20 protein-coding genes and 1 other RNA gene are annotated in these 24,556 nt (G+C 63.2%); 8 read left to right on the top strand and 13 right to left on the bottom strand.

The features are described from left to right. The first annotated feature begins 2 nt into the window (after window positions 1-2). The 5 genes from smc (at window position 3) to H620_RS0114735 (ending at window position 7,980) form a co-directional block, all read left to right on the top strand. Window positions 3-3,491 (top strand): chromosome segregation protein SMC, encoded by a 3,489-nt coding sequence (gene smc / locus H620_RS0114750; RefSeq protein WP_027907556.1) that lies wholly within the window; start codon window positions 3-5, stop codon window positions 3,489-3,491. Window positions 3,492-3,695: 204 nt separating this feature from the next. Further along, a complete protein-coding gene (gene zipA / locus H620_RS0114745) occupies window positions 3,696-4,571 on the top strand; it encodes a cell division protein ZipA (RefSeq protein WP_023381435.1) in 876 nt (291 codons plus the stop codon). Window positions 4,572-4,634: 63 nt separating this feature from the next. Next, complete coding sequence (ligA, locus tag H620_RS0114740; RefSeq protein WP_023381434.1) at window positions 4,635-6,965, top strand: NAD-dependent DNA ligase LigA; 2,331 nt, start codon at window positions 4,635-4,637, stop codon at window positions 6,963-6,965. Between the two features lie 183 nt (window positions 6,966-7,148). After that, window positions 7,149-7,245: signal recognition particle sRNA small type (gene ffs / locus H620_RS26515), an RNA gene on the top strand. A gap of 231 nt (window positions 7,246-7,476) precedes the next feature. After that, entirely contained in the window at window positions 7,477-7,980 is a 504-nt protein-coding gene (locus H620_RS0114735; protein ID WP_023381421.1) for a hypothetical protein, read from the top strand. A 102-nt stretch (window positions 7,981-8,082) separates the two neighbouring features. Here the strand turns inward: H620_RS0114735 and H620_RS0114730 are convergent, their stop codons facing one another. Then, entirely contained in the window at window positions 8,083-8,850 is a 768-nt protein-coding gene (locus H620_RS0114730; RefSeq protein WP_027907555.1) for a substrate-binding periplasmic protein, read from the bottom strand. Between the two features lie 125 nt (window positions 8,851-8,975). Here H620_RS0114730 and dnaX point away from each other — a divergent pair, with 125 nt between their 5' ends. The 3 genes from dnaX (at window position 8,976) to recR (ending at window position 12,080) form a co-directional block, all read left to right on the top strand. Next, window positions 8,976-10,988, top strand: a complete 2,013-nt coding sequence (dnaX, locus tag H620_RS0114725; protein ID WP_027907554.1) for a DNA polymerase III subunit gamma/tau — start codon at window positions 8,976-8,978, stop codon at window positions 10,986-10,988. A 64-nt stretch (window positions 10,989-11,052) separates the two neighbouring features. Continuing rightward, window positions 11,053-11,388 (top strand): YbaB/EbfC family nucleoid-associated protein, encoded by a 336-nt coding sequence (locus tag H620_RS0114720; RefSeq protein WP_023381418.1) that lies wholly within the window; start codon window positions 11,053-11,055, stop codon window positions 11,386-11,388. 89 nt (window positions 11,389-11,477) lie between these two features. Then, complete coding sequence (gene recR, locus H620_RS0114715) at window positions 11,478-12,080, top strand: recombination mediator RecR (protein ID WP_023381417.1); 603 nt, start codon at window positions 11,478-11,480, stop codon at window positions 12,078-12,080. A gap of 98 nt (window positions 12,081-12,178) precedes the next feature. On the opposite strand, the gene H620_RS0114710 is transcribed toward recR, so the two are convergent. The 12 genes from H620_RS0114710 to ccoN form a co-directional block, all read right to left on the bottom strand. Next, complete coding sequence (locus tag H620_RS0114710) at window positions 12,179-12,727, bottom strand: adenine phosphoribosyltransferase (RefSeq protein ID WP_027907553.1); 549 nt, start codon at window positions 12,725-12,727, stop codon at window positions 12,179-12,181. 55 nt (window positions 12,728-12,782) lie between these two features. After that, window positions 12,783-13,517, bottom strand: a complete 735-nt coding sequence (gene fnrA / locus H620_RS0114705; RefSeq protein WP_015271145.1) for a Crp/Fnr family transcriptional regulator FnrA — start codon at window positions 13,515-13,517, stop codon at window positions 12,783-12,785. A 184-nt stretch (window positions 13,518-13,701) separates the two neighbouring features. Beyond that, window positions 13,702-15,084, bottom strand: a complete 1,383-nt coding sequence (hemN, locus tag H620_RS0114700) for an oxygen-independent coproporphyrinogen III oxidase (RefSeq protein ID WP_023381415.1) — start codon at window positions 15,082-15,084, stop codon at window positions 13,702-13,704. 161 nt (window positions 15,085-15,245) lie between these two features. Further along, window positions 15,246-15,929, bottom strand: coding sequence for a sulfite exporter TauE/SafE family protein (locus tag H620_RS0114695; protein ID WP_027907552.1), 684 nt, complete (start codon window positions 15,927-15,929; stop codon window positions 15,246-15,248). Then, a complete protein-coding gene (gene ccoS, locus H620_RS0114690; RefSeq protein ID WP_023381413.1) occupies window positions 15,922-16,134 on the bottom strand; it encodes a cbb3-type cytochrome oxidase assembly protein CcoS in 213 nt (70 codons plus the stop codon). Before ccoS ends, H620_RS0114695 begins: the two co-directional genes overlap by 8 nt. 13 nt (window positions 16,135-16,147) lie before the next feature. Further along, window positions 16,148-18,592 (bottom strand): heavy metal translocating P-type ATPase, encoded by a 2,445-nt coding sequence (locus H620_RS0114685; RefSeq protein ID WP_027907551.1) that lies wholly within the window; start codon window positions 18,590-18,592, stop codon window positions 16,148-16,150. A gap of 122 nt (window positions 18,593-18,714) precedes the next feature. After that, window positions 18,715-19,242: a FixH family protein gene (locus tag H620_RS0114680; RefSeq protein ID WP_023381411.1), complete on the bottom strand. Its 528-nt coding sequence runs from the start codon at window positions 19,240-19,242 to the stop codon at window positions 18,715-18,717. 15 nt (window positions 19,243-19,257) lie between these two features. Beyond that, complete coding sequence (gene ccoG / locus H620_RS0114675) at window positions 19,258-20,673, bottom strand: cytochrome c oxidase accessory protein CcoG (RefSeq protein ID WP_023381410.1); 1,416 nt, start codon at window positions 20,671-20,673, stop codon at window positions 19,258-19,260. A gap of 290 nt (window positions 20,674-20,963) precedes the next feature. Next, window positions 20,964-21,941, bottom strand: a complete 978-nt coding sequence (gene ccoP, locus H620_RS0114670) for a cytochrome-c oxidase, cbb3-type subunit III (RefSeq protein WP_023381409.1) — start codon at window positions 21,939-21,941, stop codon at window positions 20,964-20,966. Next, window positions 21,938-22,135, bottom strand: coding sequence for a CcoQ/FixQ family Cbb3-type cytochrome c oxidase assembly chaperone (locus H620_RS0114665; RefSeq protein WP_023381408.1), 198 nt, complete (start codon window positions 22,133-22,135; stop codon window positions 21,938-21,940). The genes ccoP and H620_RS0114665 overlap by 4 nt, the downstream gene beginning before the upstream one ends. Window positions 22,136-22,140: 5 nt before the next feature. Next, window positions 22,141-22,749, bottom strand: coding sequence for a cytochrome-c oxidase, cbb3-type subunit II (ccoO, locus tag H620_RS0114660; protein ID WP_023381407.1), 609 nt, complete (start codon window positions 22,747-22,749; stop codon window positions 22,141-22,143). Beyond that, window positions 22,749-24,191 (bottom strand): cytochrome-c oxidase, cbb3-type subunit I, encoded by a 1,443-nt coding sequence (ccoN, locus tag H620_RS0114655; protein ID WP_023381406.1) that lies wholly within the window; start codon window positions 24,189-24,191, stop codon window positions 22,749-22,751. The genes ccoO and ccoN overlap by 1 nt, the downstream gene beginning before the upstream one ends. Between the last annotated feature and the right edge of the window lie 365 nt (window positions 24,192-24,556).

Below are 24,556 nucleotides of genomic sequence, written 5' to 3'. Positions count from 1 at the left end.
CGATGCGCCTAAAGTGCATTCGCCTGGCCGGGTTCAAGTCGTTCGTCGACCCGACCACGGTCAACTTCCCCAGCAACATGGCGGCCGTGGTCGGCCCCAACGGCTGTGGCAAGTCCAACATCATCGACGCGGTGCGTTGGGTGATGGGCGAAAGTTCGGCGAAGAACCTGCGTGGCGAGTCGATGACCGATGTCATCTTCAACGGCTCCACCAGCCGCAAGCCTGTCAGCCAGGCCAGCATCGAACTGGTGTTCGACAACAGTGACAATACCCTGGTGGGCGAATACGCCGCCTATGCGGAGATTTCCATCCGTCGCAAGGTGACCCGCGACGGGCAGAACACCTATTACCTGAACGGTGCCAAGTGCCGTCGGCGTGATATCACCGATATTTTTCTCGGCACCGGCCTGGGCCCGCGCAGCTATTCGATCATCGAACAGGGCATGATCTCCAAGCTGATCGAGGCCAAGCCCGAGGAGCTGCGCAATTTCATCGAGGAAGCCGCTGGCATATCCAAATACAAGGAGCGCCGCCGCGAGACCGAGAACCGCATTCGCCGCACCCAGGAAAACCTGGCGCGTCTGACCGACCTGCGCGAAGAACTGGAGCGCCAGTTGGAGCGCCTGCATCGCCAGGCCCAGGCCGCCGAGAAATACCGCGAGTACAAAGCCCAGGAGCGCCAGTTCAAGGCGCGTTTGTCGGCTTTGCGCTGGCGCGACCTAGATGCCCGCGTGCGCCAGCGTGAAGGGGTGATTGGCGATCAGGACGTCGCCCATGAGGCGTTGGTGGCCGAGCAACGCAATGCCGACGCCGCCATCGAGCGCCTGCGCGACGGTCATCACGAGCTGTCCGAACGCTTCAACCAGGTCCAAGGGCGTTTCTACTCGGTGGCCGGCGATATCGCCCGGGTCGAGCAGAGCATTCAGCACGGCCAGCAACGCCTTCGTCAGTTGCAGGACGACCTCAAGGAGGTCGAGCGCACGCGACTGGAGACCGAGTCGCACCTGGGCCACGATCGCACCCTGCTGGCCACGCTGGGCGAAGAGCTGGACAGGCTGCTGCCCGAGCAGGAGCTGACCCTGGCCGCGGCCGAGGAGGCTGCCGCCATCCTGGAAGAAGCCGAGCAAGGCATGCACGGCTGGCAAGAGCAGTGGGACAGCTTCAATACCCGCTCTGCCGAACCTCGGCGCCAGGCCGAGGTCCAGCAGTCGCGTCTGCAGCAGCTTGAAGCCAGCCTGGAGCGCCTGAGCGAACGCCAGCGCAAACTGACCGAGGAAGGCGAGCAGCTGGGCGCCGACCCGCAGGATGCCGACATGCGGGCCTTGAGCGAGCAGTTGGCAGGCAGTGAAGTACAGCTTGAAGCGCTGCAGTTGGCGGAAGAGCAACTGGTCGACAGCCTTGAGGGCGTGCGTGAGCAGTTGCAGCAGGCGACCCAAGCGCAGCAGCAGGCGCAGGGCGATCTGCAGCGGCTGGGCGGACGCCTGGCCTCGCTCGAGGCATTGCAGCAGGCCGCCCTCGAGCCAGGCGCAGGCATTGCGCAGTGGTTGAGCGAACAAGGCCTGGCGCACCAGCCCCGGCTGGCCGAGGGCTTGCGTGTCGAGCCGGGTTGGGAGCTGGCCGTGGAGACGGTGCTCGGAGCTGACTTGCAAGCGGTGTTGGTCAATGACTTCGTCGGGCTTGATTTCACGCACCTCGAGCAGGGCGAGCTGCGTTTGCTGCTGGCCGACGAGGAGGGTGCGCGCCCGGCCGGCAGCCTGCTGGACAAGGTCGAAGGTCGTACCGACCTGGCCCCGTGGCTGGCCCAGGTCAAGCCGGTGGAGGACCTCGCGCAAGCCTTGGCCCTGCGCGCCTCCCTGGGCGAAGGTCAGAGCTTGGTGAGCCGCGACGGCTACTGGGTGGGCCGGCACTTCCTGCGCATCAGCCGTGGTGGAGACGCCCAGGGTGGTGTGCTGGCCCGTGGCCAGGAAATCGAGCGCCTGGGCTTCGACCAGGCTGAGCAGGAGGCGGCGCTCGAGGTGCTCGAACAACGGTTGCAGGCCTTGCGCGAGCAGCAACTGGACCACGAAGAGCAGCGAGAGCAACTGCGCCGCCGCACCCAGGAGCAAACCCTACAGCACGGCGAGCTCAACTCGCGCCTGTCGGCCGCCCGTGCGCGTGCCGAGCAGTTGGAACTGCGCCGCGGCCGCTTGCACGAAGAGCTGGTCGAGTTGCAGGAGCAACGCGCCGTGGAGCATGAGCAATTGGGCGAAGCGCGCCTGTTGCTGCAAGAGGCGCTGGACCTCATGGCACAGGACGCCGAGCAGCGCGAAGCGCTGATGGCCCGGCGCGATACCTTGCGCGAGGGTCTCGACCGTGTGCGACAGGAGGCCCGTCAGCACAAGGACCATGCCCACCAACTCGCCGTGCGCCTGGGTTCGTTGCGCGCCCAGCACGACTCCACTCGCCAGGCTCTGGAGCGTCTGGAGCAGCAGGCTGCGCGCCTTGGCGAGCGCCAGGAGCAATTGAGCCTCAATCTGGAGGAGGGCGAAGCGCCGCTCGAAGAACTGCGTCTGAAGCTGGAGGAGTTGCTGGAGCGGCGCATGAGCGTCGACGAGGAAATGCGCCAGGCGCGTCTGCACATGGATGAGGCCGACCGCGAACTGCGAGAGGCCGAGAAGCGCCGTACCCAGGCCGAACAGCAGGCACAGTTGCTGCGTGGCCAGTTGGAGCAGTTGCGCCTGGAGTGCCAGGGCCTGGACGTGCGCCGCAAGACGCTGCAGGAGCAACTTCTGGCCGATGGCTATGATTTGCAGGGCGTGCTCGCCACGTTGGAACCTGAGGCCAGCGAGCAGGGCACCGAGCAGGAGCTTGAGCAGTTGGAGGCGCGGATCCAGCGCCTGGGCGCGATCAACCTGGCGGCGATCGAAGAATACGAGCAGCAGTCCGAGCGCAAGCGCTATCTGGATGCTCAGGACGCCGACCTGGTCGAAGCTCTGGAGACCCTGGAGAACGTCATTCGCAAGATCGACAAGGAAACCCGCAACCGCTTCAAGGATACCTTTGATCAGATAAATGCCGGATTACAGGCGCTTTTCCCAAAAGTTTTCGGTGGCGGCAGCGCGTATCTGGAACTGACGGGCGAAGATTTACTCGATACAGGGGTGACGATCATGGCGCGTCCGCCGGGCAAGAAGAACAGCACCATCCATTTGCTGTCCGGCGGCGAAAAGGCACTGACCGCATTGGCGCTGGTGTTTGCCATCTTCAAGTTGAACCCCGCACCGTTCTGCATGCTCGACGAAGTCGATGCACCGCTGGACGATGCCAACGTCGGGCGCTACGCCCGTTTGGTCAAGGACATGAGTGAAAGCGTGCAATTTATCTACATCACCCACAACAAGATTGCCATGGAGATGGCCGATCAATTGATGGGGGTGACCATGCATGAGCCTGGGTGCTCACGTCTTGTTGCAGTTGATGTGGAGGAGGCTCTGGCCATGGTCGACGCCTGATGAGCGAAGATAGGGCAGAATGTGTGGGCAAATGCCCCCGTCATGTGCGACAGACGGTGTAAAGTTGTCTTTGGTCGTGCTAGCTTAATGTCACTCGTTTTTTGCGTGGGTAAAACGCCTGTCAGAACATAGAGTTGGCGCCACGTGTTAAAGGGCTTTGAACCCTTTGTTTTCAAGCATATTTTTATAGAGGCACGGGATTACATGGAAATCGGTCTGCGCGAGTGGCTGATCGTCATCGGCATCATTGTCATCGCCGGTATTCTTTTCGACGGCTGGCGCCGCATGCGCGGCGGTAAAGGCAAGTTGAAGTTCCGTCTGGATCGCAGCTACTCCAACCTGCCGGACGACGAAGGCAGTGCCGAGGTGCTTGGCCCATCGCGGGTACTGGACACCCACAAGGAGCCGGAGCTGGACGAGAGCGACCTGCCTTCGGTCAGTGCGCCCGAGCGTGAGCGCGAACCCAAGCCTGCCAAGGCCAACAAGCGCGGCAAGCGTACCGCGCAAGCCCAACAGGGTGACCTGAACCTGGTTGCCGAGCAGCGCGAGCCCGATCTGTTCGACGATGCCGATGAAGGTCTGGCCGCGGACAACAATCGCAACAGCGGTTTTGCTGCCAGCGGCAACGCGGCCAAAGAGCTGCCACCTGTCGAAGAGGTGCTGGTGATCAGTGTCATCTCCCGTGACGAAGGTGGTTTCAAGGGGCCGGCGCTGCTGCAGAACATTCTCGAGAGCGGCCTGCGTTTCGGTGAAATGGATATTTTCCACCGTCACGAAAGCATGGCCGGTCACGGCGAAGTGCTGTTCTCGATGGCCAACGCGGTCAAGCCAGGCGTCTTCGACCTGGACGACATCGACCACTTCAGCACCCGGGCCGTGAGTTTCTTCCTCGGTCTGCCAGGCCCGCGCCATCCAAAGCAGGCCTTCGATGTGATGGTGGCCGCGGCACGCAAGCTGGCCCATGAGCTCAATGGCGAGCTCAAGGACGACCAGCGCAGCGTGCTGACCGCCCAGACCATCGAGCACTACCGCCAGCGTATCGTCGAGTTCGAGCGCCGTGCGTTGACTCAGAAGCGCTGACAGAAGGATCCAAACGAAAGAGCAGCCTGTTGGCTGCTTTTTTGCTTTGCAAGAGAGCCAAAAATGACTGCCGAAACCCGAATTCTCGAACTGCGAGCCGAGCTCGATCAGCACAACTACCGCTATTACGTGCTCGACGAGCCAAGCATCCCAGATGCCGAGTACGACCGCCTGTTCAACGAACTCAAGGCGCTGGAGGCCGAATACCCGCACCTGGTGACGCCCGACTCGCCGACCCAGCGTGTCGGTGGTCATGCCTTGGCGGCATTCAGCCAGGTCCGTCACGAAGTGCCGATGCTCAGCCTCGGCAACGCCTTCGACGAGGCCGATCTGCGCGAGTTCGGCCGGCGCGTGGCCGAAGGGCTCGATCAGTCCGGTGCGGTCGATTTCAGTTGCGAGCCCAAGCTCGATGGCCTTGCGGTCAGCCTGTTGTACCGTGATGGCCAGTTGGTGCAAGGCGCGACCCGAGGTGATGGCACCACCGGCGAGGACATCAGCGCCAACGTGCGCACCGTGCGGAATATCCCGCTCAAGCTCCAGGGCCAGGGGTGGCCTGCCGTGCTTGAAGTGCGCGGTGAGGTGTACATGAGCAAGGCCGGGTTCGACCGGCTCAACGCTGTCCAGGCCGCTGCTGGCGGCAAGACCTTCGCCAACCCACGCAACGCGGCGGCCGGCAGCCTGCGTCAGTTGGACCCGAAGATCACTGCCAGTCGCCCGCTGGAATTCTGCAGCTATGGCGTGGGGCAGGTCTCCGAGAGCATCGGCGAAAGCCACATTGGTATCCTCGAACAACTCAAGCAATGGGGCCTGCCGATCAGCCGCGAACTCAAGCACGCGGCGGGCATCGAAGAGTGCCTGGCCTATTACCACGACATCGGTGAGCGGCGTAGCAGCCTGGCCTACGAAATCGACGGCGTGGTGTTCAAGGTCAACAGTCTGGCCGCGCAGCGCGAGCTGGGCTTCCGCGCCCGAGAGCCGCGCTGGGCCGTGGCCCACAAGTTCCCCGCCATGGAAGAGCTGACCGAAGTGCTGGATGTCGAGTTCCAGGTCGGTCGTACCGGAGCGGTCACTCCCGTGGCACGCCTGAAGCCGGTCAAGGTCGCCGGCGTGACCGTGTCAAACGCCACCCTGCACAACATGGATGAAATTGCGCGCTTGGGGCTGCGTATCGGTGACACGGTGATCATTCGCCGCGCCGGTGACGTTATCCCGCAGGTGATGCAGGTGGTGCTCGAGCGTCGTCCCGAAGATGCCCGTCCGGTGGAGGTGCCTAGCGAATGTCCGGTGTGCGGCTCGCAGGTCGAGCGCACCCAGTTGGTCAAGCGCAGCAAGGGCAAGGAAACCACCAGCGAGGGCGCGGTGTATCGCTGTGTCGGTCGCCTGGCCTGCGGTGCCCAGCTCAAGCAAGCGATCATTCACTACGTGTCCCGTCGCGCCATGGACATCGACGGCCTGGGTGAAAAGAGCGTCGAGCAGTTGGTGGATGAGGGGCTGATCGGCTCGCCGGCGGACCTGTACAAGCTGGCGTTCGAGCAGATCGTTGGTCTGGAAGGTTTCGCTGAGGTCTCCAGCAAGAAGCTGCTGGACGCCATCGAGGCCAGCAAGCGCCCGAGCCTTGCACGCTTCATCTATGCCTTGGGCATTCCGGATGTGGGCGAGGAGACCGCCAAGGTCCTGGCTCGCTCGCTGGGCAGCCTGGCGCGGGTTCAGAAGGCGCTGCCGCAGGTGCTGACCTACCTGCCGGACATCGGGCTCGAAGTGGCCTATGAGATTCATAACTTCTTTGAAGACGACCACAACCGCAAGGTCATCGAGCAACTGTTCGCCAGCGGCATGCAGTTGCAGGACGAGGGCGAGGTGGCAGCGGAGTTCGCGGCCAGCACCACCTTGGCCGGCATGATCGCCAAGCTCGATATCGCCTCGGTCGGCCCGACGGGGGCGGAAAAGCTGGTGGCCAAGCTCGACAGCCTGGACAAGATCATCGAAGCCGACGGCATCGACTTGCGCCAGGTCTTGAACACCAAGCAGGCCGATGCGGTGCGCGAATTCTTCCGCGACGAGGCCAACCAGAAGCTTGCACGGGCTCTCGAGGCTCAGTTGCTGGAGTTCGGCATGCACTGGAGCAATGAGAAAAAAGTTGCCGAAGGGCTGCCGCTGGCCGGTCAGACCTGGGTGCTGACCGGGACCCTGGAGCGCATGAGTCGCGACATCGCCAAGGAAAAACTCGAAAGCCTGGGCGCCAAGGTAGCCGGCTCGGTGTCCGGCAAGACCCATTGCGTGGTTGCCGGTCCCGGTGCCGGTTCCAAGCTGGCCAAGGCCAGTGAGCTGGGGGTGAGGGTGCTGGATGAGGATGCATTTGTTGCGTTCTTGGCCGATCAGGGTATTGCTATCTAGGGGCCTGCCGTGATCCTGGGGCGTCGCGGCCCGTGTAGCGGCCGGCTTAGCGGCGACGAGTCAGGCGCGTCAGGACAAGTCATTGAGAAATGATGACTTTTTCTCGCCGCAGAGGTTGTAAGTTCGCCCCAGACCGGTACAATGGCGCGGCTCGTCACATGGCGAGCCGCGTAGTGGTGGCCCCATCGGTCCCCCCGCATTGATTAACCGTTAACCCGGTCAGGCCCGGAAGGGAGCAGCCGTAGCGGTGACATCGAGTGCCGGGGTGTGGCTGGTGGGGCCGCCTCCATTACGCAAGTCCTTGAATTCTCAAGGATTTCTCGCTCCAGCATCCCCAGAGTCGAACAACGTATTGGTACGCCCCAGTGGTGGTCGCTGAGCGGCTGCTATCGCCTGTGCGTCGCGATAGGTTGCGTGGTTGATTTAGATCAGTTTCGGGTGTGCGGCCAGGATTAGATTGGACAGTGGCGCTCCACTCCCTACCCTGACCTTGCGCGCAAGGAGCTGAACCATGAAAGCCTCCAAATTCGCCGTTATCGCTTTTGCAGCAGTGCTTTTCCCGGCGCTGACCTATGCCCAGCAGGACGCTGGCGTCGCCAAGCCGGCCGAGCAGTCCATGAGTGTCGAGAAGTTCGATCAACAGATGGCCAAGGCCCAGGAAAATCTGAAGAAGATGCAGGAGCAGATGAGCCTTATCCAGAAAACCACCGACCCCGCTCAGCGGCAGAAGCTGATGCAGGAGCACCAGGCAATGATGCAGCAGAGCATGCAGATGATGTCCGGGATGTGGGGTGCGGGCATGATGGGATGCTGTGCAGGCGGCAAGATGGGCGGGCCTATGATGGGCGGCGGCCACAAGATGGGCTGGGGGCAAATGGGCAGCCATTACTCCCAGATGACGCCCGAGCAGATGAAGCAGCATCAATACATGATGGACAGGTATATGGGCATGCAGCAGATGATGATGGAGCAGATGATGCAGCATCAGCAACACATGGCTGCGCCGTCTCGCTGAGCCCAGAGCAACCCCTCTGGCATCCCGGTGGCTGATCTCTTCTTGGTAGAGGGGGTATGGCGCAGCCGTGCCCCAATCAAGGCGAGCCCAGTGCCCACCGCATCAAGGTAGAGCCGCCGAGGCGTCTCCCGGATATTCCACGGCCCCATACCGCCGGGTGATCCGCTCGATCTCTCCCGATTGCTTCATCCTCACCAGCGCCCGGAGCAACCCCTGGGTCGGTATCGCCGGATCATTGCGCACCATGCAGCCTAGGGACTGCTCTTCCAGCACGGCCACTGCCTTCAGGTGCTGCTCGGCCGGCAAGCGTTGGTTGAACCACTGCAGTGACATCAGGTTGCTCACCGCATGCCGATAGCGACCCACCTCGAGCTTCTGCAGCACCAGCACCTGGTTACGGCTGTCTTCACGGTGCAGGCGCTGCTGCTTGAACAGGGGCTCGAGCGAGGCATAGGTGTACCCCAACACCGTGCCGATGGCTTGCGGTGGCAACTGCTCCACACTGGCAGGGCTGCGCTCGCCGGGGCGGCCGACCAGCACATCGCGCTGGGTGAACAGAGGAATGCTCCAGACGAAATCTCCAGGGCGGTCATTGAACCACAGGGTGCTGACGTAACAGCGCACGTCGATATCGCCGTCGTTCATCGCCTGCTGCAAGCGTAGGCGGGCCATCAGGTGGTATTCAGGGCGGACACCGGCTTCGCGGGCCAGGGCCTGCATCAGGTCGTACAGCATGCCCTCCACCGGCCGACCCTTTTCGGTACGAATCAGCGGCATGCTCCAGCTCTCGACGACGGAGAAGCGCAGCACTGGCTGCTCGGCCAGGCTGTGGGTGGTCCAGAACAACAACAGGGCCAGCAGTCTTCGCAAGGGCTTTCCTCCCGGAACTTCCTGCGCCAGTTCCTTAGCTTAGACGAACCGCGCAGGGTGCAATTTTGCCCCCGCTCCGCTAGGATTAGCGATCCTTCGCTCGATCAGGCTACGATGGTTTTTCGATGAGTTATCAGGTTCTTGCACGTAAATGGCGTCCGCGCTCGTTCCGCGAAATGGTCGGCCAGACCCATGTGCTCAAGGCCTTGATCAACGCGCTAGACAATCAGCGCCTGCATCACGCCTACCTGTTCACCGGCACCCGCGGGGTCGGCAAGACTACCATTGCGCGCATCATAGCCAAATGCCTGAACTGCGAAACCGGCATCACGTCCACGCCTTGTGGCACCTGTTCGGTGTGCCGTGAGATCGACGAGGGCCGTTTCGTCGACCTGATCGAGATCGACGCCGCCAGCCGAACCAAGGTGGAAGACACCCGCGAACTGCTCGATAACGTGCAGTACGCGCCAAGCCGCGGACGCTTCAAGGTCTACCTGATCGACGAAGTGCACATGCTGTCCACTCACTCGTTCAACGCCTTGCTCAAGACGCTGGAAGAGCCGCCGCCCTACGTCAAGTTCATCCTGGCCACCACCGACCCGCAGAAGCTGCCGGCCACCATCTTGTCGCGTTGCTTGCAGTTCTCGCTGAAGAACATGAGCCCCGAGCGGGTGGTCGAGCACCTGAGTCACGTGCTCACGGCCGAGAACGTGCCGTTCGAGCCGGATGCGCTGTGGTTGCTCGGACGTGCCGCCGATGGCTCGATGCGCGACGCCATGAGCCTTACCGACCAAGCCATCGCCTTCGGTGAGGGTAAGGTGCTGGCCGCTGACGTGCGTGCCATGCTCGGCAGCCTTGACCATGGCCAGGTCTATGGCGTGCTCCAGGCGTTGCTGGAAGGCGATGCCCGTGCCCTGCTCGAAGCGGTGCGCAACCTGGCCGAGCAAGGGCCGGACTGGAGTGGCGTACTGGCTGAAATGCTCAATGTGTTGCACCGGGTGGCCATCGCCCAGGCTTTGCCAGAGGCGGTGGACAATGGCCAGGGCGATCGTGAGCGAGTGCTGGCCCTGGCGGCGGCGTTGCCCGCCGAGGACGTGCAGTTCTATTACCAGATGGGCCTGATCGGCCGTCGTGACCTGCCGTTGGCGCCGGACCCTCGGGGCGGCTTCGAGATGGTGCTGTTGCGCATGCTGGCGTTCCGTCCGGCCGATACCGACGATGCGCCGAAACCGGTACTAAAGCCGGTGGGGATCAGCCAGGCCACAGCTGATTCTGCGAAACCGGTGGCAGCGGCGGCGGTTGCTGTTGCGTCGCCCGTTGTCGAGGCGCCGCCGGCGCCTGCGGTCGAGCAGGTGGTCGCGGAGCCGGCGCCGGAAGCTGAGCCAGAAGTGGCTCATTCGGAGCCTGCACCTGTAGAAGAGGTTGTCGACCTGCCGTGGGAGGAGCCCGCGGCCCAGCCAGCTCCGAAGGCCATCGAGCCCGTTCCGGCGCCTGTGCCTGTGAAGCCCGAGCCACCAAGCGCACCGCCAGCCTTCGAGGCGCCACCGTTCGATCCGAATGCCTATGCTCCAGCAGGCATGGACCGTGACGATGAGCCGCCGATGGACGACGACTACTATGCTGGCGACAGCGAGCCGATGGGCTTCAGCTACCTCGACGAATTGGCCGAACACGTTCAGGAAGACCAGCCTGTCGCAGCCCCAGAGCCGTTGCCTGCTGCCCAGCCAGCCACCGGTCTGGCCTTGCAATGGCTGGAATTATTCCCACAGTTGCCTGTCTCCGGTATGACAGGCAACATCGCGGCAAACTGTACGCTGATCGCGGCAGACGGTGATGACTGGCTGTTGCACCTGGATCCCGGGCAGGGCGCGCTGTTCAACAGCACTCAGCAGCGCCGCTTGAACGAAGCGCTCAACCAGCACCTGGGGCGTACCCTGAACCTTAGGATCGAGTTGGTGCGCCCCGAGCAGGAGACGCCCGCCCAAGCCGCATCGCGCAAGCGCGCCGAGCGCCAGCATGAGGCGGTGGTGTCGATCGAGCAGGACCCCTTGATCCAGCAGATGATCAAACTGTTCGGTGCCACGGTCCGGCACGATACTATTGAGCCTGTAGACGCCCTGGTCAGCCAGGGCCAGTAACGGATAACCATGCGCCCGGCCACCCGTCGGGCTGCATCACACGACCCAATCGAGGTATACCCCCATGATGAAAGGTGGCATGGCCGGCCTGATGAAGCAGGCCCAGCAGATGCAGGAAAAAATGCAGAAGATGCAGGAAGAGCTGGCCAACGCCGAAGTCACCGGCCAGTCCGGTGGCGGCTTGGTGAGCGTGGTGATGACCGGTCGTCACGACGTCAAGCGCGTCAGCATCGACCAGAGCCTGATGTCGACCGACGCAGACGACAAGGAAGTGCTCGAAGACCTGATCGCGGCCGCGCTCAATGACGCCGTACGCAAGGTCGAGCAGAACAGCCAGGAAAAAATGGGCAGCATGACGGCCGGCATGCAGTTGCCGCCGGGCTTCAAGATGCCGTTCTGATCGGGCTCTTGCGTCAAATTGGGGAGCAACGGCCGCTGGGTCGTTGCTCCCTTGTTCGTTCTGTTTCTTGAATTCACAGGCCTGCACACATGAGCTTCAGCCCCCTGATCCGCCAACTGATCGACGCCTTGCGCATTCTGCCGGGTGTCGGCCAGAAAACTGCCCAGCGCATGGCCCTGCAACTGCTTGAGCGCGACCGCAGCGGTGGTACCCGCCTGGCGCAAGCTCTGAGCCAGGCCATGGAAGGTGTGGGTCATTGCCAGCAGTGCCGTACGCTCACCGAGCAGGCACTGTGTCCGCAATGTGCCGACCCACGTCGCGACGATACCCAGCTGTGCGTGGTGGAAGGGCCGATGGATGTGTATGCGGTCGAGCAGACCGGCTACCGCGGCCGGTACTTCGTGCTCAAGGGGCATTTGTCTCCACTGGATGGCCTGGGGCCAGAGGCGATCGGCGTGCCGCAGTTGATGGCGCGCATCGAAGAGCAGGGGACGTTTACCGAGGTGATCCTGGCGACCAACCCTACGGTGGAAGGGGAGGCGACGGCCCATTACATCGCGCAGTTGCTAGCCGAGAAGGGCCTGGTGGCCTCGCGCATTGCCCATGGCGTGCCGCTGGGTGGCGAACTGGAGCTGGTGGATGGCGGGACGCTGGCCCATGCCTTCGCCGGGCGCAAGCCGATTTCGTTGTGATCTGACACGGGCTTGCCCGTGTTCGCGGGTAAGCAGGCTCCTACAGGTACGGCGGTGATCCGGACAGTGTGGGAGCCGGCTTGTCGTGGTGCCCCGACTCAGTATTCGCTCAGCGAGAACTCGGTCAGGCAGAAGGTCGGCACCCCAGCCGCCTGCAGCTTGCGCGAGCCTTCAAGCTCCGGCAGGTCGATGATCGCCGCCGCCTCGAACACCTGCGCGCCAGTGCGACGTACCAGGTTCGCCGCTGCCAGCAGCGTGCCGCCGGTCGCGATCAGGTCATCGAAGATCAACACCGAATCACCCTCGCACAGGCTGTCGGCGTGCACTTCAAGGAAGGCTTCGCCGTACTCGGTCTGGTAACCCTCTGACAGTACGTCGGCCGGCAGCTTGCCCTGCTTGCGGAACAGGATCAGGGGTTTGTTCAACTGGTGGGCGATGATCGAGCCGATCAAAAAGCCGCGTGCATCCATCGCGCCGATATGGCTGAACTCGGTCTCGACATAACGCTCGATGAACTGGTCGGCGACATAGCGCAGCCCGCGCGGCGACTGGAACAAGGGGGTAATGTCGCGGAAGATCACGCCCGGCTTGGGGAAGTCCACTACCGGGCGGATCAGGGCTTTGAGGTCGAAGGCATCGCTGTGCATTGTTGCAGGTATCCTGGGAAAACGAATGCGCAAGTATACCTCGTTAGCTGCGACCTCAGGCCTCCATTGCACCACCGGCCAGCGCGCAAAGCTGGATCGGGTCGAGGATGTGCACTTCCTTGCCCTCGGCGCGAATCAGGCCGTTCTGCTGGAAGCGGGTGAACACCCGCGACACGGTTTCCACGGCAAGGCCCAGGTAGTTGCCGATTTCATTGCGCGACATGCTCAGGCGGAACTGGTTGGCCGAGTAGCCACGGGCGCGGAAGCGGGCGGACAGGTTGACCAGGAAGGTGGCGATGCGCTCATCGGCGGTTTTCTTCGAGAGCAGCAGCATCATCTGCTGATCGTCGCGGATTTCGCGGCTCATCACCCGCATCAGCTGGCGGCGGAGCTGTGGAAGCTGCACCGAAAGCTCGTCGAGGCGCTCGAACGGGATTTCGCAGACCGAGGTGGTTTCCTGGGCCTGGGCCGACACCGGGTACGCCTCGGTGTCCATGCCCGACAAGCCGACCAGCTCGCTGGGCAGGTGGAAGCCGGTGATCTGCTCTTCGCCACTGTCGCTCAGGCTGAACGTCTTGAGGGCGCCGGAGCGTACTGCATAGACCGAACCGAAATTGTCCCCCTGTCGGAACAGGAATTCGCCTTTCTTCAGCGGCCGCCCACGCTTGACGATTTCATCCAGTGCATCCATGTCTTCCAGATTGAGCGAAAGAGGTAGGCACAGAGGGGCCAGGCTGCAATCCTTGCAATGGGCCTGGTTGTGGGGGCGCAGTTTGACTGGCTCGGACATTTGAATCGATCCTTGTGGGAAACACACATAAGCCGTAAGGGTAACTCACGGCATAGGTTGTAGGCCAGTGTGCGCAGTTGTGGTGCGAACTGGTGCAGCCTAAGCGGGGTATGCCTTGGCTCGCGATCTGCCCATAGTGTCCCTGGCAAGGTAGGTTGTCCATGTGGTAATGCGACTCGTCTGTTCAGATGACCCGTGAAAAGCGTTGGTGGTTGTGCAGGGTCAGATAGGCGTCGAACACCATGCACACCGAGCGCGCCAGCAGGCGGCCTGCCGGCAGGATACGGATCCCTTTGTCGTCCAGGCGGATCAGGCCGTCCCGCTGCAAGGTCAGCAGCTGTGGCCAAAGGTCATTGAAGTACCCACGAAAATCGATGGTGTAGGCCTGTTCGATGGGCGCGAAGTCAAGTTCGAAGTGGCAGATCAGCTGCTGGATCACTGCGCGGCGCACGCGGTCGTCCTGGTTGCACAGCAGGCCGCGCTGGGTGGCCAGCTGTGCATTGGAAAGGGCGTCCTGATAGGTGTTGAGGTCGCTGCTGTTCTGGCAGTACAGGTCGCCGATCTGGCTGATGGCCGAAACTCCCAGGCCGATCAGGTCGCAGTGTCCATGGGTGGTGTAACCCTGGAAGTTGCGCTGCAGGGTGCCTTCTTCCTGGGCGATGGCCAGTTCGTCGTCGGGCAGGGCGAAGTGGTCCATGCCGATGTAGCGGTACCCGGCGGCGGTGAGCTGGTCGATGGTGGCGTGGAGCATTTCGAGCTTGGCGGCGGGGCTGGGCAGGTCGTTGCTGTCGATGCGCCGTTGCGGCATGAAGCGCTCGGGCAGGTGGGCGTAGTTGAACACCGACAGGCGATCGGGCTGCAGGCGGATCACTTCCTCGACCGTGCGGGCGAAGCCTTCGGGGGTCTGCTTGGGCAGGCCATAGATCAGGTCCAGGTTCACTGAGCGGAACTGCAGGGTGCGCGCCGCTTCGATCAAGGTGCGGGTCTGCTCCAGGCTCTGCAGACGATTGACGGCCCGTTGCACGGCCGGGTCGAGGTCCTGGACGCCCAGGCTGACACGGTTGAAGCCCAGCTCGCGGAGCAAGCCCATGGTGGACCAGTCGGCCTCGCGTGGGTCGATCTCGATGCCGTAGTCGCCCGAGTCGTCGTCCAGCAGGTGGAAGTGCTGGCGCAAGGTGGCCATAAGCTGGCGCAATTCCACATGGCTGAGGAAGGTCGGCGTGCCGCCGCCGAAGTGCAGCTGTTCAACACGTTGTTTAGGGTCCAGGTGGCAGGCGATCAGTTGGATCTCCTGCTCCAGGCGCTGCAGGTAAGGCGCGGCACGGCCGCGGTCCTTGGTGATGACTTTGTTGCAGGCGCAGTAGTAGCAGATGTTGGCGCAGAACGGCACATGCACATAGAGCGACAGCGGGCGCACGGCTCGGCGGCTTTCGCGCAGGGCGTGCAGCAAGTCGAACGAACCCACTTCGCTGTGCAGTTGCACGGCGGTCGGGTAGGAGGTGTAGCGTGGTCCGGCCAGGTCGTAGCGGCGGATCAGGTCGGAATCCCAACGTAGGTCGTCGAGCATGTGGGCAGTCCCCGGAAAGAGCAGCAGTGTCCGGAGTCTAGGGGCGTCTGTAGGAAACTGTGTTGATTTGTATCAAGGGCCATGGGGGCGCGTCGTGCGGCCTACTTGCCCGCGAGCTCGTTCCTACAGCGTCAGCGCGTTCCCGCTGGGGCTGCTGACGATCAATGCCCCATGAGCCAATGCTGATGTGGCCCGGGCAGGGTCCACAGGCCAAACACGATCACCAGTACACCGCCGGCCACACGCACACTGCGTCGTCGCAACAGCCCGTTCACACGTTCTGCCGCCAAACCCGTGGCCAGCAGCACCGGCCAGGTGCCGACTCCGAATGCCAGCATCAAGGCTGCGCTGTAACCGGCATTGCCTTGGCTGGCCGACCACAGCAAGGTGCTGTACACCAGACCGCACGGCAACCAGCCCCACAGTGCCCCCAGCAGCAGGGCGCGGGGTACGCTGGAGACGGGCATCAGGCGTGAGGCGACTGGCTGGATATGCCGCCACAGGCCACGCCCCAGCGCTTCGATACGGGTCAGTCCACTCCACCAGCCGGCCAGATACAACCCCATCGTTATGAGCAGCAGCGCTGCCATCACCCGCAACGCCAGGGCGGCAGGGCTGCTGGCCACGGCCCAGCCGGCCAGGCCCAGCAGCAGGCCGGCACAGCCATAACTGAGAATCCGGCCCATGTTGTAGGCCATTAGCAAACGCAGGCGACGACCGCGCTGTTCTGGCGGAATCGCCAGAGTCAGGGCGCCCATCAGGCCGCCACACATGCCCAGGCAGTGGCCGCCGCCGAGCAGTCCCAGCACCAGTGCCGAGCCCAGCAGGGGAAGCAGTTCAGGCACGGGAAGGTGGTTCCTTGTCGTCGATATGCGCCTCGTCGCCCTTCACGGCAGCCTGGTGACGGGGGTCCTGGTCGTCGAAAAGAATGCTGTGGGCCGGGCTTTCGAGGTCGTCGTACTGGCCGCTGTCCACCGCCCAGAAAAAGATGTACACCGCCACGCCAACGAGCAGCAGGGCGGCCGGGATCATGACATAGAGGGCTGGCATGGTGGGCTCCTGGTCAGGCCGTGGCGGGTTGCGGATGGCTGCTGGCGGCCGGCCTGCCTGGCGGCCGGGTCAGGCGCAGGGCATTGAGGACCACGATCAGCGAGCTGACCGACATGCCGATGGCGGCCCATACCGGAGTGATCCAGCCGAGCGCGGCGAACGGCAACATGAGGCCATTATACAGCGTTGCCCAGAGCAGGTTCTCGATGATGTTGCGGCGAGTGCGGCGAGCCAGGTCGAAGGCCTGCACCAAGGCCTGCAGGCGGTTGGACAACAGCACGGCATCAGCGCTGGTTTTCGCAAGGTCCGTGGCGCTGCCCATGGCGATGCTGATGTCGGCGGCAGCCAGCACCGGCACGTCGTTGACCCCGTCACCCAGCATCAGCACCTTGCAGCCTGCTGACTGCAGTGCCTTGAGGCGGTCCAGCTTGTCGTCCGGACGCAGACCACCGATGGCCTGGTCGATGCCCAGTTGCGCGGCCACTTCGGCGACCATCGGTGAGCTGTCGCCGGACAGCAGCAGGGTGCGCCAGCCGCGAGCCTTGCAGGCGGCCAGCAGGTCAGCGGCGTCCTCGCGCAGGCGGTCGTCCAGGCCAAACCAGGCCAGCGGGCCTTGGCGATCCCCCAGCAGCAGCCATTGGCCGCGGGGCTCTGGGACGCCGGGGATCTCGGCGCCGCTCAGGGCGCAGACGAAGGTGGCCTGGCCGATCCGCAGTCGCTGACCGTCCACCCGTCCTTCCAGGCCAAGCCCAGGCACGGTCTGCACGTCGTCGGCCGACCGGGCGGTGCGGCCGAAAGCGCGGGCGATGGGGTGTTCGGAGCGGTTTTCGAGGGCGGCCGCCAGGGCCAGGCAGCGGTCGGCGGGCAGTGAGCCCAGCGGGCGGATGCTGCGCAGCGCCAGGCGGCCTTCGGTGAGGGTGCCGGTCTTGTCGAAGATCACCGTGTCGATCTGGTTCAGGCCCTCCAGCACATGGCCACGGGTCACCAGCAGGCCAAGTTTGTGCAGGGTACCGGTAGCGGCGGTCAGGGCGGTGGGGGTGGCCAGGGACAGTGCGCAAGGGCAGGTCGCCACCAGCATGGCCAGGACAATCCAGAACGCCCGGCTTGGGTCCAGGTGCCACCACCACAGTCCGATGGCCACCGCCGCTACCAGGCTGAACAACAGGAAGCCTTGCGAGGCGCGGTCGGCGATTTCCGCCAGGCGCGGTTTTTCCGTCTGCGCCCGCTCCAGCAGGCGGACGATGGCCGACAGCCGGGAGTCATGCCCCAGGGCCTCGACCTGCACGTTCAGGGTGCTCTCGACGTTCAGGGTGCCGCCGGTCACCCGCTCGCCCGGCTTACGGGGTTGAGGCAGGTATTCGCCAGTGAGCAGCGATTCATCGATACTGGAGCGGCCTTCGACGATGCGCCCGTCGGCGGGAATCACCGCGCCGGGAAGGACCTGCACGGTGTCGCCGCATTGCAGCTCTGCGAGCAGAATGCGCTCGGTCTTGCCACTGGCATCCAGTCGCAGGCATGACGCCGGCAGCAGGTTCACCAGCTGGGCAGTCGCCGCGGCGGTACGCTCGCGGGCGCGCCGTTCGAGGTAGCGGCCAGTGAGCAGGAACAGGGCGAACATGCCGACGGTATCGAAGTACAGCTCGCCGCTGCCGGTGATGGCGGTCCAGATCCCAGCGCCGAAGGCCAGGGCGATTGCCAGCGAGACCGAAACATCCATGGTCAGGTGACGGGTGCGCAGGTCTCGCGCGGCCCCTTTGAAGAGCGGCGCGCAGCTGTAGAACACGATGGGAATGGTCAGAAACAGCGCCACCCAGCGCAGGATGGTGTGCAGTTCGGGTGACAGGTCGATGTTGAATTCCGGCCAGGTGGCCATGGTCGCCATCATCGCCTGGAACCATAGCAGCCCGGCCACACCCAGGCGGCGCAGGGCGCTGCGGTTTTCCTGGGCCAGGCGTTCGGCGGCCTGGTCGGGCTGATAGGGGTGGGCGGCGTAGCCGATCAGGCGCAACTCGGCCAGCAGGCGCGACAACGGTAGCTGGTGGTCATCCCAGCTCAGCAGCAGGCGGTGGTTGGACAGGTTCAGCCGCGCCTCGGCGACTCCAGGCAGACTGCCCAGGTGTTTTTCGATCAGCCAGCCACAGGCGGCGCAGCTGATGCCCTCGACCAGCAAGGTGGCCTCGGCCAGTTCCCCAGCATGGCGAACGAAGGTCTGTTGTACGTCGTTACGATCGTATAGCGCCAGCTCATCCTGCAACTGCTTTGGCAGCGCTTCGGGGTTGGAACTGCTGTCGCTGCGGTGTTGGTAGTAATGCTCCAGGCCCCCCGCAACGATGGACTCGGCTACCGCCTGGCAACCGGGGCAGCAGAACTGCCGCGATTGCCCAAGGACCACGGCAGTGAATCGACTGCCGGCGGGGACGGGCATGGCGCAGTGGTAGCAAGGGGTGGGGTGGGTCATCTTGGGGCAGTCTTATGTCTTGACAGGGTTGGGGCTGCTTCGCGGCCCTTTCGCGACACAGGGCCGCTCCCACGAATGATCGCGCGCAACGCTCAGAGCGCCCCCGGTCGTGTGCCGGGTCATTACTGGTGCTCGGCCCCTTGCAGGGCCTCGTCGCCCAGCTGCAAGGTCAGGCCATGCTCCACCTTCTCTTCTTCGAACAAGCGCCATACATGCTCGTCCTGGCTGCCCAGCAATTCGACGAAACGCCGTCCATCGACCTTGTCATCCAACTGGCCGATATAGCGCCCGACCTCGGCACGGCTCAGCAGCACCTTGCGGTCCTTGTCCGGTTGGGTGGGTGAAATCAGGTTCAGTTCCAACTGCTGCGGGTCACTGTTGCCGGTCAGGCGCACCTCGACTTCGCCGGTCAACTCATCCAGGTGCACACTGGCCTTGAGGTTGAGGGTCTGGGCCAGCAGTTCGCGGTCCAAGGAGCGATTGATGCCTTTACCTGCCTCGTAGTAGTTGTCGTTGACCAGGTTGTCCGGGTTGCGCACGGCGATACTGACCATGGTCAGGCTCAGGCACACCGAGGTGGTGAGGATGCCGATGATGATCCAGGGCCAGAGGTGCTTGTACCAAGGGCTGGCGGCGGTGGCGGCAGGCATTTTTGTGGTTCTCTCTCAGCGGATCTGGGGGCCGATGAAGCGGCTCTTGGCTTCAACCTCGCTGGCGCTGTCGTCGGCGCTCTTGAGGATGAAAGTGATTTCGTTGGTGGTCGATGGCAGTTTCTCGGGCGCGACCGACAGCTGCACCGGCAGGCTGACGATATCGCCTGCGGCCACACGTATTTCGCGCTGGCCTTCGAGCCTCAGGTCCGGCAGGCCAGCGGCATCGAGCACATACACATGGTCGCGCTGGTCCTTGTTCATCACCTTGAGGCTGTACACGTTCTCGATCCGGCCCTGGGCGTTCTCGCGGTACAGCACCCGGTCCTTGCTGACGTCGAATCCGACCAGCGAACGGGTGGCGAACGCCGTGGCCAGGGCGCCGATCATGATCAGCAGCACCACGGCGTAGCCGATCAACCGTGGGCGCAGCATGTGGGTCTTCTGACCCGAGAGGTTGTGCTCGGTGGTGTAGCTGATCAGGCCCCTGGGGTAGTTCATCTTGTCCATGATGCTGTCGCAGGCGTCGATGCAGGCGGCGCAGCCGATGCACTCGATCTGCAGGCCGTCACGGATGTCGATACCGGTAGGGCAGACCTGGACGCACATGGTGCAGTCGATGCAGTCGCCCAGACCCTGGGCCTTGTAGTCGATATCCTTCTTGCGCGGGCCGCGGGTTTCGCCGCGTCGCGGGTCGTAGGAAACGATCAGGGTGTCCTTGTCGAACATCACGCTCTGGAAGCGCGCATAGGGGCACATGTACACACAGACTTGCTCACGCAGCCAGCCGGCGTTGCCGTAGGTGGCCAGGGTGAAGAAGCCGACCCAGAAGTAGGCCCAGCCATCGGCTTGGCCTGTGAAGAATTCAACGGCCAGTTCGCGGATCGGCGAGAAATAGCCGACGAAGGTCATGCCGGTGACGAAACCGATCAGCAGCCACAGGCTGTGTTTGGCGAACTTGCGCAGGAATTTGTTGCCGCTCATCGGCGCCCTGTCGAGCTTCATGCGCTGGTTGCGGTCACCCTCCGTGACTTTTTCGCACCACATGAAGATCCAGGTCCACACGCTTTGCGGGCAGGTGTAGCCGCACCACACCCGGCCGGCGAACACAGTGATGAAGAACAGGCCGAAGGCAGCGACGATGAGGATCCCCGACAGCAGGATGAAATCCTGCGGCCAGATGGTAGCGCCGAAGATGTAGAACTTGCGCTCCGGCAGGTTCCACCACACGGCCTGGTGCCCGCCCCAGTTCAACCACACGGTGCCAAAGTACAGCAGGAACAGTACCGCGCCGCCAACCATGCGCAGCCTGCGGAACACACCGGTGAAGGCGCGGGTGTAGATTTTCTCTCGGGAGGCGTAGAGGTCGACGGAATCCTTCCCTTTGCTGGCAGGCGGGGTGACGTCATGTACCGGAATTTGCTTGCTCATCATCAAGTCCCACGGCAGTGGAGAAATGCCTCGGCCAGTGCTTGCCGGCCGCGGTCTCGCGCATTCTGCTAGCGCTCTGCGCCCCATGATACGCCGCTGATGGCGCGCCGGGGTCGCGCTGCGACACTTAGTCGCGTTGGGTTCGTGGTATGAATCGTGTTATGGCGGGTGTCAATTGATCCAGATCATCAGCTTGCTAGAAATGCGGTACCTGCGGCGGCCTCTTCGCGGGTGTGCACGATCCCTGTGGGAGCGGTTTCACCCGCGAAGAGGCCAGCCCTGCTTATTGCTTATTCAGCCTTGGCCGGTTCCGCTTGGTGCGACAGGCTGTACACATAAGCCGCCAGCAAGTGCACCTTGTCATTGCCCTGCAACTGCTCCTGGGCCGGCATCTGTCCCTGGCGACCATAGCGAATGGTTTGTTGCAGCTGGGCGAAGCTCGAACCGTAGATGAACGCCTGAGGGTGGGTCAGGTTAGGCGCGCCCATGGCCGGTGTACCCTTGCCTTCAGGCCCGTGGCAGGCCACGCAGTTGGCGGCGAAGATCTTCTGGCCGTTCTCTGCATCGGCTTTGACACCTTCAGGCAACGCACGGCCATCGAGTTTGCTGACCACGAATGCGGCCACGTCGGCCACGCCCTGCTCACCGATCACCTCGGCCCAGGCCGGCATTACGCCGTGGCGGCCGCCCATGATGGTGGTCTTGATGGTCTCGGGCTCGCCGCCCCAGCGCCAGTCGCTGTCGGTGAGGTTGGGGAAGCCGTAGGCGCCCTTGGCGTCGGAGCCGTGACACACCGAGCAGTTGGAGGCGAACAGTCGCGCGCCCATTTTCAACGCTTGCGGGTCCTTGGCCACTTCCTCGATGGGCATCGCGGCGAACTTGGCGAAGATCGGCCCGAAGCGGGCATCGGCCTTGGCCATTTCCTTTTCCCATTCGTGCACGCCGGTCCAGCCTGCCTGGCCATTGGCGAACTCGGTCTTCTTGTCGTTATCCAGGTATGAATAGCCTGGCAACACGCCCTTCCAATTGCCCAGCCCCGGGTAGAGCACCAGGTAACCGAGGGCGAAGATGATGGTGCCGACGAACAGCCAGAACCACCACTTGGGCAGTGGGTTGTCGTATTCCTCGATGCCATCGAAGGCGTGTCCGACGATCTCGTCGGTGACCTCTTCGCGCTGGCCCTTGCGGGTCGACAGCAACAGCCAGGTCAGCGAGAAGATGGTGCCCAGGGTCAGGACGGTGACGTACAGACTCCAGAAGGTTGTCATTGTTGTTTGCTCCCAGAAGCTTTCTCTTGCGCTTGTTCGACGTGCCGGGTGGCCTCTGGATCATCCGCGAAGGGCAACAGGGTCGCCTCGTCGAACTCCCGCTTGCGCCGTGGGCTGAATACCCACAGCGCCAGGCCCACGAAGGCCACCATCACCACGACGGTGCCCAGGCCGCGAATCATCCCGATATCCATCAGCGTCACCGTTTGCTCTTGATGATGGTGCCAAGGCCTTGCAGGTACGCGACGATCGCGTCCATCTCGGTCTTGCCCTTGACCGCGTCGCGGGCGCCGGCGATGTCGGCATCGGTGTACGGCACGCCGAGGGTGCGCAGTACTTCCATCTTCTTCGCGGTGTCTTTGCCGTCGAGTTTGTTCTCCACCAGCCACGGGTAAGAGGGCATCTTCGACTCAGGCACTACGTTGCGTGGGTTGTAGAGGTGCGCGCGGTGCCAATCATCCGAGTAGCGACCGCCGACACGGGCCAGGTCCGGCCCGGTGCGCTTGGAGCCCCACAGGAACGGGTGGTCCCAGACGCTCTCGCCTGCGACCGAGTAGTGGCCATAGCGTTCGGTTTCGGCGCGGAACGGGCGGATCATCTGCGAGTGGCAACCGACGCAACCTTCGCGGATGTAGATGTCACGGCCTTCGAGTTCCAGCGCGGTGCGCGGCTTCATGCCCTCAACGGGTTTGTTGGTGACGTCCTGGAAGAACAGTGGGACGATCTGGGTCAGGCCACCGACACTCACGGCGATGACCATGAAGAAGGCCAGCAGGCCTATGTTCTTCTCGACTGCTTCATGCTTCATCAGTGCGCTCCCACGACGACGATCTTGGCGGCTTCTTCAGCCTGCGCCGGGTTGGCGGCGCGTACGGTGCGGAACACGTTGTAGGCCATCAGCAGCATGCCGGAGGCGAAGAACGCACCGCCCAGGGCACGGACGATGTAGCCCGGGTGACTGGCTTGCAGGGCTTCGACGAACGAGTAGGTCAGCGTGCCGTCGTCGTTGATCGCCCGCCACATCAGGCCCTGGGTGATGCCGTTGACCCACATCGAGGCGATGTACAGTACGGTGCCGATGGTGGCCAGCCAGAAGTGCGCGTTGATCAGGCCGACGCTGTGCATCTGCTCGCGGCCATACAGTTTGGGGATCATGTGGTAGACCGCGCCGATAGAGATCATCGCTACCCAGCCAAGGGCGCCGGCATGGACGTGGCCGATGGTCCAGTCGGTGTAGTGCGACAGCGAGTTCACGGTCTTGATGGCCATCATCGGGCCTTCGAAGGTGGACATGCCATAGAACGCCAGCGATACCACCAGGAAACGCAGGATCGGGTCGGTGCGCAATTTGTGCCAGGCGCCGGAGAGGGTCATCATGCCGTTGATCATGCCGCCCCAGCTCGGTGCCAGCAGGATGATCGACATCACCATGCCCAGCGACTGGGCCCAGTCCGGCAGGGCGGTGTAGTGCAGGTGGTGCGGGCCGGCCCAGATGTACAGGGTGATCAGCGCCCAGAAGTGGACGATCGACAGGCGATACGAGTAGATCGGCCGCTCGGCCTGCTTGGGCACGAAGTAGTACATCATCCCCAGGAAGCCGGTGGTGAGGAAGAAGCCCACCGCGTTGTGGCCGTACCACCACTGGATCATCGCATCGGTGGCGCCGGAGTAGGCCGAGTACGACTTGAACAGGCTTACCGGCAGGGACATGTGGTTGACGATGTGCAACATCGCGGTGACCACGATGAAGGCACCGTAGAACCAGTTACCGACGTAGATGTGCTTGGTCTTGCGCTTGACGATGGTGCCGAAGAACACCAAGGCGTAGGTGACCCAGACGATGGCCAGCAGAATCGCGATCGGCCATTCCAGCTCGGCGTATTCCTTGGTGGTGGTGTAGCCCATCGGCAAGGTCACCAGTGCCCCGATGATCACTGCCTGCCAGCCCCAGAAGGTGAAGGCGGCCATGCTGTCGGAGATCAACCGCGTCTGGCAGGTTCGCTGCACCACGTAGTAGCTGGTGGCGAACAGTGCACAGCCGCCGAAGGCGAAAATCACCAGGTTGGTGTGCAGGGGGCGCAGGCGGCCGAAGCTCGTCCAGGGCAGGTCGAGGTTCAGCTGTGGCCATACCAGCTGCGAGGCGATGTACACCCCAAGCCCCATGCCAAGGATCCCCCAGACCACCGTCATGATGGCGAACTGGCGGACGACCTTATAGTTATAAGCAGTCGGACTGATTGCTGTGCTCATTGCTAAGGTTCCACGGTTTTGGTGTTCTTGTTGGTTGAAAAAATCGGCGCCAGTATCGATAACCACCTGGGTTATGGCAACGCAAGGATCCTTGCGCCGACCCGTGTCCACACCCGTCCACCGATGTCCCGCGGTGTTGGGGCTTGGTCGATTGTACACAAATAAATATTTGTAATGTGTACCGTTTTTCGCTTTTTTCTGATCGAACGGTCAAGCTTTTTCTGCTGGCGGCGTCAGGCTGTGCGTCGCGTCTGTCTCGCTGGATTGGCAGCGAGGGCTACTGAGGCAACAAGCTTAGTTCTGATCGGAGGGGGTGCAAGGGAGGGGCTGCGGCTTGGGGCGTGGGAAGGGGAAGGGGAAGGGGA

The organism is Pseudomonas taiwanensis DSM 21245 (assembly GCF_000425785.1).
GTDB classification, from domain to species: Bacteria; Pseudomonadota; Gammaproteobacteria; order Pseudomonadales; family Pseudomonadaceae; genus Aquipseudomonas; species Aquipseudomonas taiwanensis.
This window is presented reverse-complemented; position numbering and strand designations above follow the sequence as displayed.